Source organism: Acetanaerobacterium elongatum, from assembly GCF_900103835.1.
Lineage (GTDB): Bacteria > Bacillota > Clostridia > Oscillospirales > Ruminococcaceae > Acetanaerobacterium > Acetanaerobacterium elongatum.
The window spans coordinates 64,592-81,345 of sequence record NZ_FNID01000014.1; the positions used below are offsets into that span (position 1 = coordinate 64,592).

At 50.1% G+C, this 16,754-nt stretch carries 12 protein-coding genes; 9 read left to right on the forward strand and 3 right to left on the reverse strand.

Annotation, left to right across the window (positions count from 1 at the left end; genetic code table 11):
* Positions 1 to 38: 38 nt before the first annotated feature.
* The 8 genes from BLR50_RS06745 to BLR50_RS06780 all read left to right on the forward strand — a co-directional run bounded on the left by BLR50_RS06745 (position 39) and on the right by BLR50_RS06780 (position 9,800).
* On the forward strand, positions 39 to 2,771 hold the full coding sequence (locus tag BLR50_RS06745) for a V-type ATP synthase subunit I (RefSeq protein WP_092639857.1): 2,733 nt from the start codon (positions 39 to 41) through the stop codon (positions 2,769 to 2,771).
* Between the two features lie 90 nt (positions 2,772 to 2,861).
* Positions 2,862 to 3,296, forward strand: a complete 435-nt coding sequence (locus tag BLR50_RS06750; protein ID WP_092639859.1) for an ATP synthase subunit C — start codon at positions 2,862 to 2,864, stop codon at positions 3,294 to 3,296.
* A 48-nt stretch (positions 3,297 to 3,344) separates the two neighbouring features.
* Positions 3,345 to 3,653 (forward strand): V-type ATP synthase subunit F, encoded by a 309-nt coding sequence (locus BLR50_RS06755; RefSeq protein ID WP_092639861.1) that lies wholly within the window; start codon positions 3,345 to 3,347, stop codon positions 3,651 to 3,653.
* 62 nt (positions 3,654 to 3,715) lie between these two features.
* Complete coding sequence (locus BLR50_RS06760) at positions 3,716 to 4,303, forward strand: V-type ATP synthase subunit E (RefSeq protein ID WP_092639863.1); 588 nt, start codon at positions 3,716 to 3,718, stop codon at positions 4,301 to 4,303.
* Positions 4,304 to 4,361: 58 nt separating this feature from the next.
* A complete protein-coding gene (locus tag BLR50_RS06765) occupies positions 4,362 to 6,110 on the forward strand; it encodes a V-type ATP synthase subunit A (RefSeq protein ID WP_092639865.1) in 1,749 nt (582 codons plus the stop codon).
* Between the two features lie 154 nt (positions 6,111 to 6,264).
* Positions 6,265 to 7,665 (forward strand): V-type ATP synthase subunit B, encoded by a 1,401-nt coding sequence (locus tag BLR50_RS06770; protein WP_092639867.1) that lies wholly within the window; start codon positions 6,265 to 6,267, stop codon positions 7,663 to 7,665.
* Positions 7,666 to 7,706: 41 nt separating this feature from the next.
* Complete coding sequence (locus tag BLR50_RS06775) at positions 7,707 to 8,327, forward strand: V-type ATP synthase subunit D (RefSeq protein WP_092639869.1); 621 nt, start codon at positions 7,707 to 7,709, stop codon at positions 8,325 to 8,327.
* A 225-nt stretch (positions 8,328 to 8,552) separates the two neighbouring features.
* Positions 8,553 to 9,800, forward strand: coding sequence for a cation:proton antiporter (locus BLR50_RS06780; RefSeq protein WP_092639871.1), 1,248 nt, complete (start codon positions 8,553 to 8,555; stop codon positions 9,798 to 9,800).
* An 88-nt stretch (positions 9,801 to 9,888) separates the two neighbouring features.
* On the opposite strand, the gene BLR50_RS06785 is transcribed toward BLR50_RS06780, so the two are convergent.
* Positions 9,889 to 10,752 (reverse strand): hypothetical protein, encoded by an 864-nt coding sequence (locus tag BLR50_RS06785; RefSeq protein ID WP_092639873.1) that lies wholly within the window; start codon positions 10,750 to 10,752, stop codon positions 9,889 to 9,891.
* Positions 10,753 to 10,894: 142 nt separating this feature from the next.
* Complete coding sequence (gene nifJ / locus BLR50_RS06790) at positions 10,895 to 14,428, reverse strand: pyruvate:ferredoxin (flavodoxin) oxidoreductase (protein WP_092639875.1); 3,534 nt, start codon at positions 14,426 to 14,428, stop codon at positions 10,895 to 10,897.
* 532 nt (positions 14,429 to 14,960) lie between these two features.
* Between nifJ and BLR50_RS06795 the strand changes: the two genes are divergently transcribed.
* On the forward strand, positions 14,961 to 16,316 hold the full coding sequence (locus tag BLR50_RS06795; RefSeq protein WP_092639877.1) for a hemolysin family protein: 1,356 nt from the start codon (positions 14,961 to 14,963) through the stop codon (positions 16,314 to 16,316).
* 184 nt (positions 16,317 to 16,500) lie between these two features.
* On the opposite strand, the gene BLR50_RS06800 is transcribed toward BLR50_RS06795, so the two are convergent.
* Positions 16,501 to 16,754: integrase core domain-containing protein (locus tag BLR50_RS06800; RefSeq protein ID WP_143008058.1), on the reverse strand; the 254-nt coding region annotated here is incomplete at its 5' end.

The window sequence follows — 16,754 nt, forward strand, 5'->3', positions numbered from 1 at the left end:
TGCCGGCATAGAATATCCGGAAAGGTGGTATTCAGGGTATGTCCATAGCACGAATGAAGCTCGTGAATATTGAGGGAAATGTCCGTCAGCTAGACGCTGCCGTGCTGAAATGCTCCTACGGAAACAACTTTCACCCCGAGCAGGCTTCCATGTATTACGAGAGCATGGGAGCTGTTGCAACATATAATGAGGAAAACCCCTATACATCCTTATTGCACCGAATTACCGAGATTGGACTGCATGCGGGTATCGATCTTTCGGCCGAGAATGCGCACGGGTATTATACCTTTAACCTGAACTATATCGAGAATCTGCCCGCCAAGATTAATAATATCAAGCATTATTCCTTCGAGGTGCGAGAGCTCTTAGAGACGCTGGAGGGCAAGCCCCTTGAAAAGGGCGACATATACAACTCCGAATATATTAAATTCCGGTTCGGGCGCTTGCCGATGAAGAATTATAAGCGTTTGAAAAAGCAGACCTCCCGCAACTTCATCTTCTACCCGCTGCAAACCGATAAGGGCTACGAGTGGGGGGTTTACATCACCTCCAAAAGCATGGCGGCGGCCGTAGATAAATTCTTTGTTACGCACAATTTCGAGCGTATCGGCGTACCGCGCGATATTTTTTTAAACCCCGACAATATCCAGAACTACAACAAAGAGATTGTAGAGATAGACCGTACGGTGCTTGAAACCTATCTCGAGCATTTCGACACCGAGCTGCTTGAGCTGAACAGCCGGAAAAACAATCTGGCGGAACGCATCGCGCGCCATGAACAGACGCTAATCCAGCTCAACCATATCGAAAATCTTGATATCGCCTTTGATGAAATCTTTGCCTGCAAATATATTAAGGTTCGCTTTGGGCGTCTGCCGATAGACAGCTATAACAAGCTTAGATATTACGACGATAAACCGTTTGTGTTCTATACCTTTGTAAACGACGGCGAGTATTGCTGGGGTGTTTATTTTGCGCCGGCCTCCTATTCCGTAGAAATCGACGCCATCTTCAACTCGCTTTACTACGAACGCTTGTATGTGCCCGATACGGTGCATGATACTCCCGAGGCCTCGCGCGCGCAGGTAACCAAACAGCTTCACGAAAGCAAGGAGGAGCTGGCCGAGGTTCTCAGCGATATTAAGGCCAAGGTTAACCGCCGCAAACTGTACTTTTACGAAAGCTTTGCACGCATAAAGTTTTTAAGCGATTCGTTTGAAATGCGTCGTTATATCTCGGTCATCAACGACACCTTTCACATTATCGGCTTTGTTCCGGAGAAGGAAGCGCAGGCCTTTAAGAGCAACCTGGAAACGCTTGAGGATGTTACGGTCAGTGTGAAGCCCTGTGAAACCGACACACGGTTTACCCCGCCCACCAAGCTGAAAAACGGCTTCTTCTTCAAGCCCTTTGAGATGTTTGTGGATATGTTCGGTATGCCAAGCTACCACGACATAGACCCCACCGTTTTTGTAGGTATTACCTACACCCTGCTGTTCGGCCTGATGTTCGGCGATGTGGGGCAGGGGCTGTGCGTAGTACTTATCGGCAGCATTTTATGGAAAACCAAACGAATGCCGCTGGGGCGCATCATGCAGCGCATCGGCCTTTCCTCCGCCTTTTTCGGCCTCATTTACGGCTCGGTGTTCGGCTACGAGCACCTGCTTGATCCGCTTTATCACGCCTTGGGCTTTGCACAAAAACCCATTGAGGTTCTGGCCCCCGAAATGACCAACATCATCCTGCTTAGCGCAGTAGGCCTAGGCGTAATGATTATTATCGCCGCCATTATTACCAATACCGTAATGGGTATTAAGCAGAAAAACCCTTCCCGCGCGCTGCTCAGCCAAAACGGCATCGCCGGTCTTGTGTTCTACTGCACGGTACTTGTGGGTGCGGTACTGAATCTTGTTTATAAAATCAACATCTTTAACCCCGCGGTTATTCTTTTGGGCATTGTTCTGCCGCTGCTCCTCGTTTTTTTACGGGAACCGATTGCAAAATTCTTAAAGCGCAGGCAGCAGAATGATATAACCGGCAAAATAGTGGGCGAAGATGCCTCGGTATGTAAGGCGCTGAAGAAGGAAGACCTGAACACCCCCATCAGCCAGATTTTAGGCTGCCATTACCTTCAGGCCCGCTTCGGGCGGCTGCCGCGCGACAGCTATGAAAAGCTGCGCTATTACGATGAAAAGCTGTTTATCTTCTACGTTACCGAAACCGATAAAGACTACTATTGGGGCGTCTATTTCGCCCCAGGGGATTCAATTCGCGAGGTAGACGGCATATTTACCTCCCTTTACTTCGAGCAGTTGCGTCAACCCTCTACCCTGAAGGGGCTTTCGGACGAAACCCTCGCCGACATAGCCAAGCTGATGCGCGTTGAAACCAAAGCAGCCGAAGCTGTGCAGGGCAAAAAGAAAGAGCGCGAAGGGCTCGCAGGGTTTATTATCGAAAACTTCTTCGAGCTGTTTGACGTTATATTAAGCTACGTTACCAACACCATGTCGTTTTTGAGGGTAGGCGGCTTCATTCTAAGCCATGCCGGTATGATGGCGGTGGTGATGACACTCTCCGAGGCAGCCGGCGCAGGCGCCTCCCCCATTATCGTTATCATAGGCAATGCCTTTGTAATGGCAATGGAAGGCCTGATTGTTGGCATTCAGGTGTTAAGGCTTGAGTTTTACGAGATGTTCTCGCGTTACTTCGAGGGCGACGGCAAACCGTTTACCCCCATTACCGTCAGCTCTATGCGCCATAATTCAGACTAGCTCACTGTACCTTTGCGCAAGAAGGAGTAATCCTTTTTAAATAAAACTATTCATTTGCTGTGTCACAGCAGTACTGAGGAGGAAACAATAATGAACGTAATTATTTATCTGTTACCGCTTTTGGCTATCATCCTGTTGTCTATGCCCCTTATCCCCGTATACAGGGGTGTTACCACCGGCGTAAAGGCAAAACGCGCAGTAATCTTTAATATCGCCGCCTTCTTTGGCGTTTGCCTGATTGCCATCCTGCTCCCCTTCGGCGGGCTGTTAAGCGCTGCCGAAACAGCAAATGCTGCGGCTGCTGCCGGTTCTTCCGCAGGCTTAGGATATCTAGCCGCCGCACTTGTAACCAGCGTTTCCTGCATCGGTGCAGGTATTGCCGTTGCCGCCGCCGCTCCCGCCGCCATCGGCGCGTTTTCCGAAGACCCCAAGGCTTTCGGTAAGGCACTGATCTTTGTGGCGCTTGGCGAAGGTATTGCGCTGTACGGCCTGCTTATTTCCATTCTTATCTTAAACAAGATCTAAGTTTCACACTGTCCTGGTTATTTTAAACCGGAAAGGCCTGTTCGCAGCATGAAATTCTTTGTAATCAGTGATAATGTAGACACCCTTATCGGCCTGCGCCTTGCGGGCATGGAAGGTGTTGTGGTACACGAACAGCCGGAGATAGAGGCCGAGCTCAAAAAAGCTGCAGACAACCCCGAAATCGGTGTTGTGCTGATGACCGAAAAGCTGTTAAGCCTATGCCCCGAGCTGGTGTATGATATTAAGCTTAACCGCCGCCAGCCGCTGATTGTAACGGTGCCGGACCGCCACGGTGCGGGCCAGGTAGGCGATTCCATCAGCCGTTATGTGCGCGAGGCCATCGGTGTTAAGCTGTAATACCTTTTTATAGACAGGTGTTTTACCAAATGGCATGAAACCGGAAAGGCATGGTCATAACTATGGCGAAACTGGATGAAAAACTTCAGCGCTTTGAAGACGCTGTGCTCAGTCAGGCCAAACAACGGTGTGACGAGATTCTCAGCGGCGTTGAGCAGGTTAAAAAAAGAGAGCTTACAACCACCGAGGATGCTGCTCTTTCCAATGCCTATGAGTTAATTCAGGGCGAGGTTACGGGAATTACGGTAGAAAGTGCCAGAGAGATTTCGCAGCGCAGATTTGCGCAGAAACAGGAATATCTGCACCGCCGTGCGGCCCTTGAGAAAAGCATCTTTGACAATGTAAAGCAGCGTATTATTGCCTATACGCGCACCGAGGAATACAAGAGCTACTTAAAGGCTGCTGCCGAGAAGCTGAAGGCAGAGTTTGCGGGTAAGGATGTTACCCTTTCGCTGATGCCGGGCGATCAGCCGCTTGAGCAGCTGGTTCGCAACAGCTTTCAAGCGCCCTGCAAGGTTGTGTTTACCGATGCCATTACCCTCGGGGGCATTGTTTTAACCGATAACTCAAACGGTTATATCAGCGACCTGAGCTTGGATACGGTATTAAACGACCAGCGCGACTGGTTCTACCAAAACTGCAGGCTGTAATATTTAACGCGGTATTCTAATCTGATTGATATAATCCCACCAGAAAGGGATGAAAAGGATGAATAACACAGTCCATTCCATCAACGGGCCGGTAGTCACCGTGCGCAACACGACCGACTTTTCCATGCTCGAGATGGTTTATGTAGGTGAAAAGCGTCTGGTAGGCGAGGTTATCGGTATTACCAATCAGGCGACCACCATTCAGGTATATGAGGTTACCACAGGCCTTCGCCCCGGTGAGCCGGTTTACCCCACCGGCAGCCCGATGAGCGTAACCCTCGGCCCCGGTATTATCACCAATATGTTTGACGGTATCGAACGCCCCTTGAAGGTGCTCGAAAAGGAAACCGGCGCATTTATCGGTGAGGGCTGCAACGTGCCTTCCCTTGATGTAGAACGCACCTGGGCCGTTACCATTACCGTAAAAACGGGTGATAAGCTTATGGGTGGGCAGGTTTATGCCACCTGCCAAGAAACCCCCGTAGTAGAACACCGCTTTATGGTTCCCCCCACGCTAAACGGCACCGTAACCTTTGTTGCTCCGAACGGCGATTATAAGCTCAACGATACCATTGTAAAGCTGACTGATGAAAACGGCAAGGAACACGAGCTCACCCTTTGCCAGAAGTGGCCTATCAGAGTTTCGCGCCCGGTAAAATCGCGTCTGCCTATTACCAAGCCGCTGATTACGGGCCAGCGTGTTATCGATACCTTGTTCCCCATCGCCAAAGGCGGCACAGCTGCCATTCCGGGCGGCTTCGGCACCGGCAAAACCATGACACAGCATCAGCTGGCAAAATGGTGTGATGCCGATATCATCGTATACATCGGCTGCGGCGAGCGCGGCAACGAGATGACTCAGGTGCTTGAGGAGTTCTCTGAGCTGATCGACCCGCGTACCGGCAAGGCGCTTACCGACAGAACGGTGTTGATTGCCAACACCTCCAACATGCCTGTGGCAGCCCGTGAGGCTTCGATTTATACCGGCGTTACCCTTGCGGAGTATTACCGCGATATGGGCTACAACGTTGCCATTATGGCCGATTCCACCTCCCGCTGGGCCGAGGCGCTGCGCGAGATCTCCGGCCGTCTGGAGGAGATGCCCGCCGAGGAAGGCTTCCCCGCCTACCTGCCCTCCCGCCTTTCGCAGTTCTATGAGCGCGCGGGCGAGATGGTTACCCTTAGCGGAGCGGAGGGCTCGGTTTCAATTATCGGCGCTGTTTCCCCCCAGGGTGCCGATTTTTCAGAGCCCGTTACCCAAAACACCAAGCGTTTTGTGCGCTGCTTCTGGGCGTTGGATAAATCACTGGCTTATGCCCGCCATTATGCCGCTATCAACTGGAACACCAGCTACAGCGAATATATCGACGACCTTACCAAGTGGTATAACGATAATGTAGACAGCAATTTTATGAAGCGCAGGCAGGAGATTACCTCTCTTCTGCAGGAGGAAAACAAGCTGCTGGAGATTGTAAAGCTCATCGGCGCCGACGTACTGCCCGACGACCAAAAGCTGATTATCGAGATTGCCCGTGTCATCCGTGTTGGTTTTTTGCAGCAGAACGCATTCCATAAGGAAGACACCTATGTGCCGCTGCCCAAGCAGATGAAGATGATGGAGGTTATCCTGTACCTCTACAATCAATCCAAGGCACTGGTGGCCAAGGGGATTCCCGTAAGGCTTATCAGCGAGACCGGCCTGTTCGATAAGCTGGTAAAGATGAAATACGATATCCCCAACGACCGTTTGGACATGTTCGACAGCTACTATAGTGATATTGATACTGCCCTGAAAGGTATTCGCTAAGCATAAATAAATGCTGGTTGTTTGCGCTTGTAAGGATAGTGGCAAGTTTGAAAGATAGATCTTTCACGCTCCAGGTTTTGTGCTTTTCGATTGTTATTCGGAAATTCGGCTTTACCGAAACCGCACAAACACCCTGAAAGGAATGGTTATATATATGAACACTCAATTGATTGGATTAAGCGAAATTAATGGCCCGCTTGTGGTACTGGATAACATTCCTTCCGTCAGCTTCGATGAAATTGTGGAGCTGAAGCTTACAAGCGGCGAAACCCGTACAGGGCGTGTGGTTCAGGTAGACGGGCACCGGGCGGTAATTCAGGTTTTTGAAGGTACCCGCGGCATCTCGCTAACCAATACCACCACGCGGCTTACCGGCCACCCCATGGAGCTGCCTGTTTCAAAGGAGCTACTCGGGCGTATCTTCAACGGCGCAGGCAGGCCTGCCGACGGGCTTGGTGAGATTTATTACGACAAGAAGCTTGATATCAACGGGCGGCCTTTAAACCCTGTTTCACGCGTTTACCCCAGAAACTATATCCGTACCGGTATCTCATCCATCGACGCACTGATTACCCTGATTCGCGGCCAGAAGCTGCCGATCTTCTCGGGTTCGGGCATGAGCCACAACAAGCTTGCCGTGCAGATTGTGCGCCAGTCGCAGATTGCCGAAGAGGAGGGCTCCTCCTTCGGCGTGGTATTCGCCGCGATGGGGGTTACCAACGACGTTGCGGATTACTTTAGGCGTTCATTTGCCGAGAGCGGCGTTCTTGAAAAGGTGGTTATGTTCTTAAACCTTTCCAACGACCCGATTATCGAGCGTATCCTCACCCCGCGCTGTGCCTTAACCGCTGCGGAATATCTGGCCTACGAGCACAACATGCATATCCTTGTAATCCTAACCGATATGACCTCCTATGCCGAGGCGCTGCGCGAATTCTCCTCCTCTAAGGGTGAGATTCCCGGACGAAAGGGCTACCCCGGCTACCTGTATTCCGACCTGGCCTCGATTTATGAGCGCGCTGGTATTGTAGAGGGCAAGGGCGGCTCGGTAACACAGATTCCGATACTCACCATGCCCAACGACGATATCACCCACCCGATACCCGACCTTACGGGCTACATCACCGAGGGGCAGATTGTGCTGGACCGCAGTCTCGATCAGGCCGGTGTATACCCCTCTATCTCGATTCTGCCCTCGCTTTCTCGTTTGATGAAGGACGGTATCGGCAAGGGCTACACCCGTGAGGATCACTCTGCCGTTGCCAACCAGCTGTTCGCAAGCTACGCAAAGGTGCAGGATGCGCGCGCACTGGCTTCGGTTATCGGCGAGGAGGAGCTCACGCCGGTTGATAAGCAGTATATCCTGTTCGGCAGGCAGTTTGAAAAGCACTTTATCACACAGGCGTTTGATGATAACCGCACCATCGAGCAAACGCTCGACCTGGGCTGGAGGCTGTTAAGCATCCTGCCGCGCGAAGAGCTTGACCGTGTAGATAACGAGGTGCTGAGCCAGCATTACAATGCCGATGCTGCACAGGAATTCAAAGAGAATTAGCTTTAAGGCTTGCGGCATTTCTTACGAAAGGATTGGTTATAATGGCCGGACAGATCTTCCCTACCAAGGGTAACCTGATTGCCGTTAAAAAGTCGCTGGCACTTTCCACGCTGGGGTTTGACCTGCTTGACCGCAAGCGCAACATCCTTGTGCGTGAGATGATGCAGCTGATAGACCGTGCCAATGAAATCGGCAAGGAGATTGACGATGCCTACACTAAGGCGTATAAATCCCTGCAGCTTGCCAATCTCCACATGGGTATTGTAGAAAACGACGCGCAGGCTGTTCCCGCATATAACGGCTTATCCCTCTACTCCCGCAGCGTTATGGGGGTGGAGATTCCTAAGATATCGCTGGAGCGTGTGCGTGTGGAGCCCCATTACGGGCTGTACAATACAAGCTCCCACTTGGATCAGGCCTATGTGGAGTTCAGAAACCTTTTGCAGCTCACCGCAGAGCTGGCAGAGGTAGAAAACAGCGTTTACCGTCTGGCTCAGGCTATTAAAAAGACGCAGCGCCGCGCAAACTCGCTTAAAAATATCATCATCCCCCGCTTTCAGGAGATTACCAAGTATATCTCAGGATACCTGGAGGAGAAGGAACGCGAAGAATTTTCGCGCCTGAAGGTGCTGAAAAAAACACTGCACGATGAAGGCTTGTAGTTATCCCATTATTCACAAAATAAAGCTGAAATAATACTTGTTTTGCAATTTTGTTTGTGCTATATTAGTATCTGGTTTTGTTTTGATGCTTGTATTGCTTGTTAGTTACAATGACGTGACTTCTATCAGCAATGATAGGAGTTTTTATTTGCCTTTTGGTAAATTTTGGCTCCTTCACGCTTATACACATCAGCAATCCAGTTTAGTAAAAGGGGATCGGCATGTATGGATTCTTTCAACTTTTTAATCGACCTAGCATTAATTCTGATAAGCACAAAGGTACTTGGTTTATTAACGAAGCGTTTTCAGATGCCGCAGGTAGTCGGCGCACTGTTGGCAGGGCTCATTTTTGGCCCGGCTCTGCTGAATATGATAAAGGAAACCGATTTTATTGCCAAAACCTCAGAAATCGGCGTAATCGTACTGATGTTTACCGCCGGCCTTGAGACAGATATTAAAGAGCTGAAGAAAACCGGTAAGGCCTCGTTTATCATTGCAACGCTGGGTGTGCTCGTTCCGCTGGCAGGCGGCTTTGGCCTTGCTGCTCTGTTTAACACAACCCCGTCATCAGATGCCTCCGCAAGCCTGTTCTTGCAGAATATCTTCATCGGCGTTGTACTAACCGCAACCTCTGTAAGTATTACGGTTGAAACCCTTAAAGAAATCGGCAAGCTCAGCACCCGCGCGGGCAACGCCATTTTGGGCGCGGCGATTATCGACGATATCCTCGGCATTATCGCACTCACCATCATTACAAGCTTTGCCGACAAAAGCGTAAACGTATTATTCGTACTGTTAAAGATTGTTGGCTTCTTCGCTTTCTCGGGTGTGATCGGTATTGCGTTTAATTACATCTTCGGGAAGATTGTTAACCATTACAACAAGGATATGCGGCGTTTTATTATTATCGCGTTCTTCTTCTGCCTGCTGCTTTCCTATTGCGCCGAACAGTTTTTCGGTGTTGCCGATATTACTGGCGCATACATTGCAGGGCTTATTATATCCAACAGTCCGAAATCCAACTACATTGCCTCAAGGTTCGATACCCTCTCCTACATGTTTCTTTCCCCGATATTCTTCGCCAGTATAGGATTAAAGGTTTCGCTGCCCCATATGACCGTCGCCATCGTTATCTTTTCGGTGCTGTTGGTACTGGTGGCCACGATTACCAAGATTATTGGCTGTGGGCTTGGCGCTAAGCTGTGCCGCTTTACCAATCACGAGGCCATACAGGTGGGCTGCGGCATGATTTCGCGCGGCGAGGTTGCGTTGATTGTTGCCGATAAGGGTGCCGCGCTTGGGCTTATGTCCGCCACCTTCTTCGGGCCGGTGATTTTAACCGTTATTATCACCACCATCGTAGCACCGATACTGTTAAAGCTTGCATTCCGTCCCAAGGGCAATATCGAGGATAAGCTCGAAACCAATTCGCTTGTTGAAGACTATGTAAAGATGGACGAATTCAACCAATAGCTGTGCCTTAAAAGTCTTGTGTTGATTTTATAACGATAAGTTACCAAAAGCGGCTGTTGCAACTATTGCAGCAGCCGCTTTATTTGCTTTAAAACAGTTTTTCTAATAAATAAGTGTTCAGTTGCTCCGGCAGCGGGCAGCAGTAGTACGGGTCATAGGCCAGATAGGTTTTGCCCTCGGCTTTTATAATGGTAAAGGTTCTTTCATGAAGTCCGTCTTTGCTCACGGCATCTACCTCCGCCGCCCGGTAGCTTTCAGGGCAATACTGCTTCTCTATATCCTCCTCTGCCTCACTCAGCTCGACGAACGGATTGCATATCCCGCCGTCCAGCTCAACCTTTGCCGCCTTATCTGTGGTAGATTCTAAACCGCGGATATTGTCGCCGTAGTGAACGGTGAATTCAAAGTTTGCAAGATTCTTATAATAGGCTTTTGTTGTATCAAGCTGCGAGTCCAGTACGAATAGTTTTGCTATATCCAATTCCGACCTGCTGAATGCAACCATATCGTTTCCGGCACCGTTTTCAACCTGGAATATTGGTTGTAAATTGTTGCTTTCCTGCGTTTTAACCGATGCAATCGGGGTTCCTTTTCGAATAAGCTCACGGTCACAAGACCAAAAATCTATATACCTCTTTCCGTTTAAAACAAGCTCGCCCTGCTCTTCGTTGTATTGTGCACGAACACCGTTATCTGTGTATTTGTAGGTAACTGCATTATTCACTTCCACTGCAGAGACTGCAAATAATACGCCCAACGGCAGCGCGACGGTATAGCAGATGATTGACCCTATTAAAAAGCCCTTCTTTCTTTTTCCGCTGCGAGCTTTTTTTGCTGAAAAGATAATTATAAAGATTGTGCCCAGCAAAAAAGACACAATCAATAAACCGAGCAAACACAATACGAGAAACATGATAACAGACATACCTAAAAGCACAGATATTCCGGCCAATAACGTCACTTCCCTTTTGCTGGCTCTTGCCTATACCCATATTTTTTTATTATATCAATATTTATGAAACAGTTCAACCTCTATAAAATACAAAAACCCCGCCCGGCAAATGCCGGACGGGGTTTTAATGCATGGTGAATGCTTATTCTACATCGTAGAGCTTGGAGAGTTTTACAAGGTGGTTGTACTTCTCAACTGCAGTCTTATCAGCCTGCGCGAAGAGTCTCTCTGCTCTTTCGGGGAATGCGCGGGTCAGCGAGCTGTAGCGAACCTCGGTCTTAATGAAGTCCTGATAGCTTGCGGTAGGCGCCTTGCTGTCAAGCTGGAAGGGATTCTTGCCTGCAGCCTTCAGGCGGGGATCGAAGCGGAAGAGGTGCCAGTAACCGGCTGCAACCGCATTCTTAATCTCGCTCTGGCTGATGCCCATGCCGCCCTTGATACCGTGGTTGATACAGGGAGCATATGCGATGATGATAGAGGGGCCGTTGTAGCTCTCGGCCTCGTTGAAGGCCTTGAGGCACTGGTTGTAGTCGGCGCCCATACCAATCTGAGCAACGTATACATAACCGTAGCTCATGGCGATAGCAGCAAGATCCTTCTTCTTTACTTCCTTACCAGCGGCAGCAAACTGAGCCACAGCGCCGGTAGGAGTACTCTTGGAGGACTGGCCGCCGGTGTTGGAGTAAACCTCGGTATCGAATACCAGAATGTTTACGTCCTCGTTCTGAGCAATTACATGGTCAAGACCGCCGAAGCCGATATCATAAGCCCAGCCGTCGCCGCCCAGAATCCATACGCTCTTCTTGGCGAGGTAATCCTTATCCTTTAAGATATCCTTTGCAAGTGCGCTGCCGTTCTTTTCAAGCTCGGCAACCAGCTTATCGGTAGCGGCGCCGTTGGCGTTGCCGTTCTCGTAGGTTGCAATATACTCGGCAGCTGCAGCCTTAAAGCTTTCACCTGCAGTTTCGGCCAGAGCCTGAACCTTGGCGGAAAGACGGCTTCTGAGCTGCTTCTGGGCAAGATACATACCGTAGCCGTACTCAGCGTTATCCTCAAACAGCGAGTTCGCCCATGCGGGGCCAAAGCCCTTGTGGTTTACGGTGTAAGGAGTGGAGGGAGCCGAACCGCCCCAGATAGAGGAACAGCCGGTGGCGTTGGAGATATACATCCTGTCGCCGAACAGCTGGGTCATCAGCTTGGCGTAAGGGGTTTCACCGCAGCCTGCGCATGCGCCCGAAAACTCGAGCAACGGCTGCTTTAACTGGCTGCCCTTGATAGTGGTGGGCTTAAACTTCTCCAGCACCTCGGCCTTGGGAGCAAGCTCTACGCCATAGTCAAATACGGGCTGCTGATCATTCTGTGTTTCGATGGGCTTCATTACAAGCGCCTTGTTGCCGCCCTTGCCGGGGCATACGTTTGCGCAGGATCCGCAGCCGGTGCAGTCAAGCACCGATACCGACATGGTGAACTTATAGCCGGGCATACCGGTCATATCAGCCATTTTTGTGCCCTTAGGTGCCTTTGCAGCCTCGTCCGCTGTCATGACAATGGGGCGCATAACCGCGTGCGGGCAAACCAGTGAGCAGAAGGTGCACTGGATGCAGTTTTCGGGAATCCACTCGGGAACATCCACCGCAATGCCGCGCTTCTCGTAAGCGGCGCTGCCCTGCGGGAAGGTGCCGTCCGCCATATCCACAAAGGTGGAAACGGGCAGCTTATCACCCTGCTGCTTATTTACAGGAATCTCAATCTCATTTACAAACTTCACAAGGTCAGGACGATTGCCGGTTGCGGCATGAGCCTTGGTGTTATCGGTAGCGTCGGCCCAAGAAGCGGGAACCTTCACCTCAACAATGCCGTTTACGCCGGCATCGATGGCTGCATGGTTCATCGCAACAACCTTTTCGCCCTTCTTGCCGTAGGAAGCGGTAGCCGCATCCTTCATATACTTCACGGCTTCATCAATCGGGATGATGTCGGCGAGCTTGAAGAAGGCCGACTGCAGAACGGTGTTAATACGTCCGCCAAGGCCGATCTCCTTACCGATCTTCACACCGTCGATGGTGTAGAACTTGATGTTGTTCTTGGCAATAAAGCGCTTATCCTTCGCGGGGAGGTGTTTCTCAATCTCTGCGGCATCCCACTGGCAGTTCAGAAGGAAGGTGCCGCCCGGCTTGATATCCTCTACCATATCGTAGTGGCCAACATAAGCGGGATTATGGCAGGCAACAAAGTCTGCCTTGTTGATAAGGTAGGTGGAGTGAATGGGGGTTTTACCAAAGCGCAGGTGCGAGATGGTAACACCGCCGGACTTCTTGGAGTCGTATGCGAAGTATGCCTGTGCATACATGTCGGTATGGTCGCCGATAATCTTGATGGAGTTCTTGTTAGCACCAACGGTACCATCGGAACCAAGGCCCCAGAACTTGCAGCTTGTGGTGCCCTTGGGGGTGGTGTCGGGGTTTTCGCCGATGGGCAGTGAAAGATGTGTTACATCGTCCTCAATGCCAACGGTGAACTGCTTCTTTGCGGTATTGTTGAAAACAGCGATAATCTGCGCGGGGGTGGTGTCCTTCGAGCCTAAGCCGTAGCGGCCGGTGAATACGGGGATATTGGCGAATTTGCTGTCCTTAAGGGAAGCAACCACGTCAAGATAAAGCGGCTCGCCGAGTGCGCCGGGCTCCTTGGTGCGGTCGAGCACGGAAATCTGCTTTACGCTTGCAGGAATCGCGTCGATTAAATGCTTTGCAGAGAACGGTCTGTACAGACGAACCTTTACAAGGCCGTACTTGCCGCCCTTGGCATTCAGGTAGTCGATGGTCTCATCGATGGTCTCGCAAACAGAGCCCATCGCGATAATGATGTGCTCGGCATCGGGTGCACCGTAGTAGTTGAACAGCTTGTAATTGGTGCCGATTTTGGCGTTTACAACATCCATATATTTCTGAGCAAGCTCAGGAACAGCGTTATAGTAGGAGTTGCAGGCCTCTCTTGCCTGGAAGAAGATATCAGGGTTCTGAGCGGTACCGCGAAGTACGGGGTGCTCAGGGTTTAAGGCACGGCGGCGGAACGCGTCAATAGCGTCCATATCAGCCATGGAAGCGAGGTCTTCATCACTCCATACCTGAATCTTCTGCAGCTCGTGAGATGTTCTGAAGCCGTCGAAGAAGTTTAAGAACGGAACGCGGCCCTTGATGGCAGTAAGGTGTGCAACGGGGGTTAAGTCCATAACCTCCTGCACGCTGCTTTCGCAAAGCATTGCAAAGCCGGTCTGGCGGCAGGCATATACGTCGGAGTGATCGCCAAAGATCGAGAGTGCGTGTGAAGCAAGTGCACGGGCCGAAACGTTCAGAACGCACGGCAGCAGTTCGCCCGCAATCTTATACATATTGGGGATCATGAGCAGAAGACCCTGGGAAGCTGTGAAGGTGGTGGTTAAGGCACCCGCAGCCAAAGAGCCGTGAACAGTACCTGCAGCACCGGCTTCAGACTGCATTTCGGCTACCTTTACCTCGGTGCCAAAGATGTTCTTGCGGCCATCAGCAGCCCACTTGTCGGTAACCTCTGCCATAACGGATGACGGTGTAATCGGGTAGATTGCAGCGACATCGGTGTAGGCGTAGGAAACGTGTGCGGCAGCATTATTGCCGTCCATGGTTTTCATTTTTCTCGCCATAATTTTTTATATCCTCCTTATTGGTTTGACAAAAGTAGTATACGGCACCTTGTACCGCAGGGCATAGAAACGAAATTTATGATAAAAAAATAACAAAGTGGGCAGTTGGAATTCACCACCTGAAATTATAACTTGTTTAGGTTTTAAAGTAAATATCTAAATAGCATATTAATATATTAAATTTAAGTGAATTTTGGACATTTTCCTTGTTTTTAAGGGTGAAAAAGGTACAGTCTTTGTCTTGTTATGCTTTATTTTTATCGTCAAATTCCACTGTTTGGCACAATAAAGCCATTCCCGCCCTTATTATCTAAAACTGAAATGAATTATCGGTTGGTGATATTGCACCGAAAGGCAAAAGCACTAATTTCTGTTTTTGTTTTTTTCAATAATTCCCACCGGTAAGTTTGACAGATTGCATTAAAATAGATATATTATAAATTGTATAAATATCGGGCCGCTTCGTAATTGCGTTATGCAGGTATTTTAAAAAAGCGGTATACCCGGTACACATAAAGGAGTTAAACACAACATGGTAGACCCTGACGGTAGTATATTGTATCTCGCCCTGCTGCTGGTGCTGATACTAATCAACGCATTCTTTGCAGGCAGCGAGATTGCCATCATTCAGGTAAACGATAATAAAATTCAGCATATGGCCGATGAAGGCGACAAAAAGGCGGTTCAACTGCTCAGGCTGGTTTCGGAACCTTCCTCCTTTCTGGCCACTATTCAAATCGGCGTAACCATCTCGGGCTTTTTAGCCTCCGCTGTGGCGGCTGACAGCTTTGCCGGGCCGATTGTGGCGTCACTCAAGGGTAGTGTTCCCATTCCCGAATCGCTTTTAAAGATTCTTACGGTTGTAATTATTACTATTATTTTGTCCTATTTTACGCTGGTATTCGGGGAACTGGTGCCAAAACGCATTGCGCTGCAAAACCCCGAAAAATTTGCGTTTCGCGCGGTGGGGCCGCTTCTGTTTTTATACAAGGCTACCAAGCCGTTTGTGTGGCTGCTCTCCAAATCCACCAACGGTGTGGTTCGCCTCTTTGGTATCGACCCTCATGCCGAGCCGGAGCATGTAACCGAAGAGGAAATCCGCATGATGGTGGATGTGGGCAACGAAAAGGGTGTAATCGAGGAAAGCGAGAAGGAGATGATCAACAACATCTTCGAGATGGATGACATCACCGCCGCCGAGATTATGACCCACCGCACCGATATCTTTGCCGTTTCGATTAGCGATTCCATCTCCGACGTGGTAAACCTTGCACTGGAGGAAGGCTACTCGCGCATTCCCGTTTACGAGGATGACCTTGATAATATCCTCGGCGTTATCTATGTAAAAGACCTGCTGCGGTTAATCGGGCAGCAGGATATAAGCGGTGCGAAGCTCTCCGACTTTATCCGCCCCGCGCTCTATGTGCCCGAGAGCAACCATGTAAAAGAGCTGTTTAAGGAGTTTCAGGATAAAAAGGTGCAGTTTGCGGTGGTGTGCGACGAATACGGCGGCACCAGCGGCATCATCACCATGGAGGATCTGCTCGAGGCCATCGTGGGCAATATTCAGGACGAATACGACCACGAGGAGGAGGAGATTACACAGGTAGACGACACCACCTTTACGGTGGATGGCACCACCAACATCGAGGAGCTTTCCGATATCCTTGACATAGCACTTCCCGACGAGGGCGACTACGAAACCATCGCGGGCCTGATTATCGACATGCTCGGGCGCATTCCCGCCGAGGATGAGCACCCCACCGTAATCGTGAACAACGTAGAGTTCACAGTGCTAGAGGTAGAGGAGCGGCGCATCGTGAGCGTGAAGGTAGTAAAGCTACCCCCGCCACCCGAGGAGGACGCGGAGGAGAAGAAGGAAGACTAGTTTTAAACTTAAATATCGCTTAGAATACCGCAGGCGCCCTGTGAATGAACTGCATCCCGTCAAGAGGACAGCGAAAAAACATAAAATTTTCCCGACCAGTGGTGTGAACTGCATCCCGTCAAGAGGACAGCGAAAAAACATAAAATTTTCCCGACCAGTGGTGAACAAAACCACTGGTCGCTTTTTATGCAGCGAAGTAGAGATTAAATTTCTCTAACGGTGTCAGAACACCCAAGTTGCGTTGCACACGCCGGGTGTTGTAATAGCTGATGTAACTCTCAATCATCTGAATAAGTTTCTGCTTGCTGGTGAATCTCCGACCGTAATAGCGTTCGCGTTTCAAAATGCCCCAGAATCCTTCCATAGGACCGTTGTCGATGCAATGTGCCACACGGGACATGCTTTGCGTCATACCAGCTTTTTCGAGTTTGTTGTGAA

Bases quoted from the DNA above. Each gene is read 5' to 3' on its own strand.
- BLR50_RS06745 (WP_092639857.1), top strand. From the start codon at position 39: ATGTCCATAGCACGAATGAAGCTCGTGAATATTGAGGGAAATGTCCGT.
- BLR50_RS06750 (WP_092639859.1), top strand. From the start codon at position 2,862: ATGAACGTAATTATTTATCTGTTACCGCTTTTGGCTATCATCCTGTTG.
- BLR50_RS06755 (WP_092639861.1), top strand. From the start codon at position 3,345: ATGAAATTCTTTGTAATCAGTGATAATGTAGACACCCTTATCGGCCTG.
- BLR50_RS06760 (WP_092639863.1), top strand. From the start codon at position 3,716: ATGGCGAAACTGGATGAAAAACTTCAGCGCTTTGAAGACGCTGTGCTC.
- BLR50_RS06765 (WP_092639865.1), top strand. From the start codon at position 4,362: ATGAATAACACAGTCCATTCCATCAACGGGCCGGTAGTCACCGTGCGC.
- BLR50_RS06770 (WP_092639867.1), top strand. From the start codon at position 6,265: ATGAACACTCAATTGATTGGATTAAGCGAAATTAATGGCCCGCTTGTG.
- BLR50_RS06775 (WP_092639869.1), top strand. From the start codon at position 7,707: ATGGCCGGACAGATCTTCCCTACCAAGGGTAACCTGATTGCCGTTAAA.
- BLR50_RS06780 (WP_092639871.1), top strand. From the start codon at position 8,553: ATGGATTCTTTCAACTTTTTAATCGACCTAGCATTAATTCTGATAAGC.
- nifJ (WP_092639875.1), bottom strand. From the start codon at position 14,428: ATGGCGAGAAAAATGAAAACCATGGACGGCAATAATGCTGCCGCACAC.
- BLR50_RS06795 (WP_092639877.1), top strand. From the start codon at position 14,961: ATGGTAGACCCTGACGGTAGTATATTGTATCTCGCCCTGCTGCTGGTG.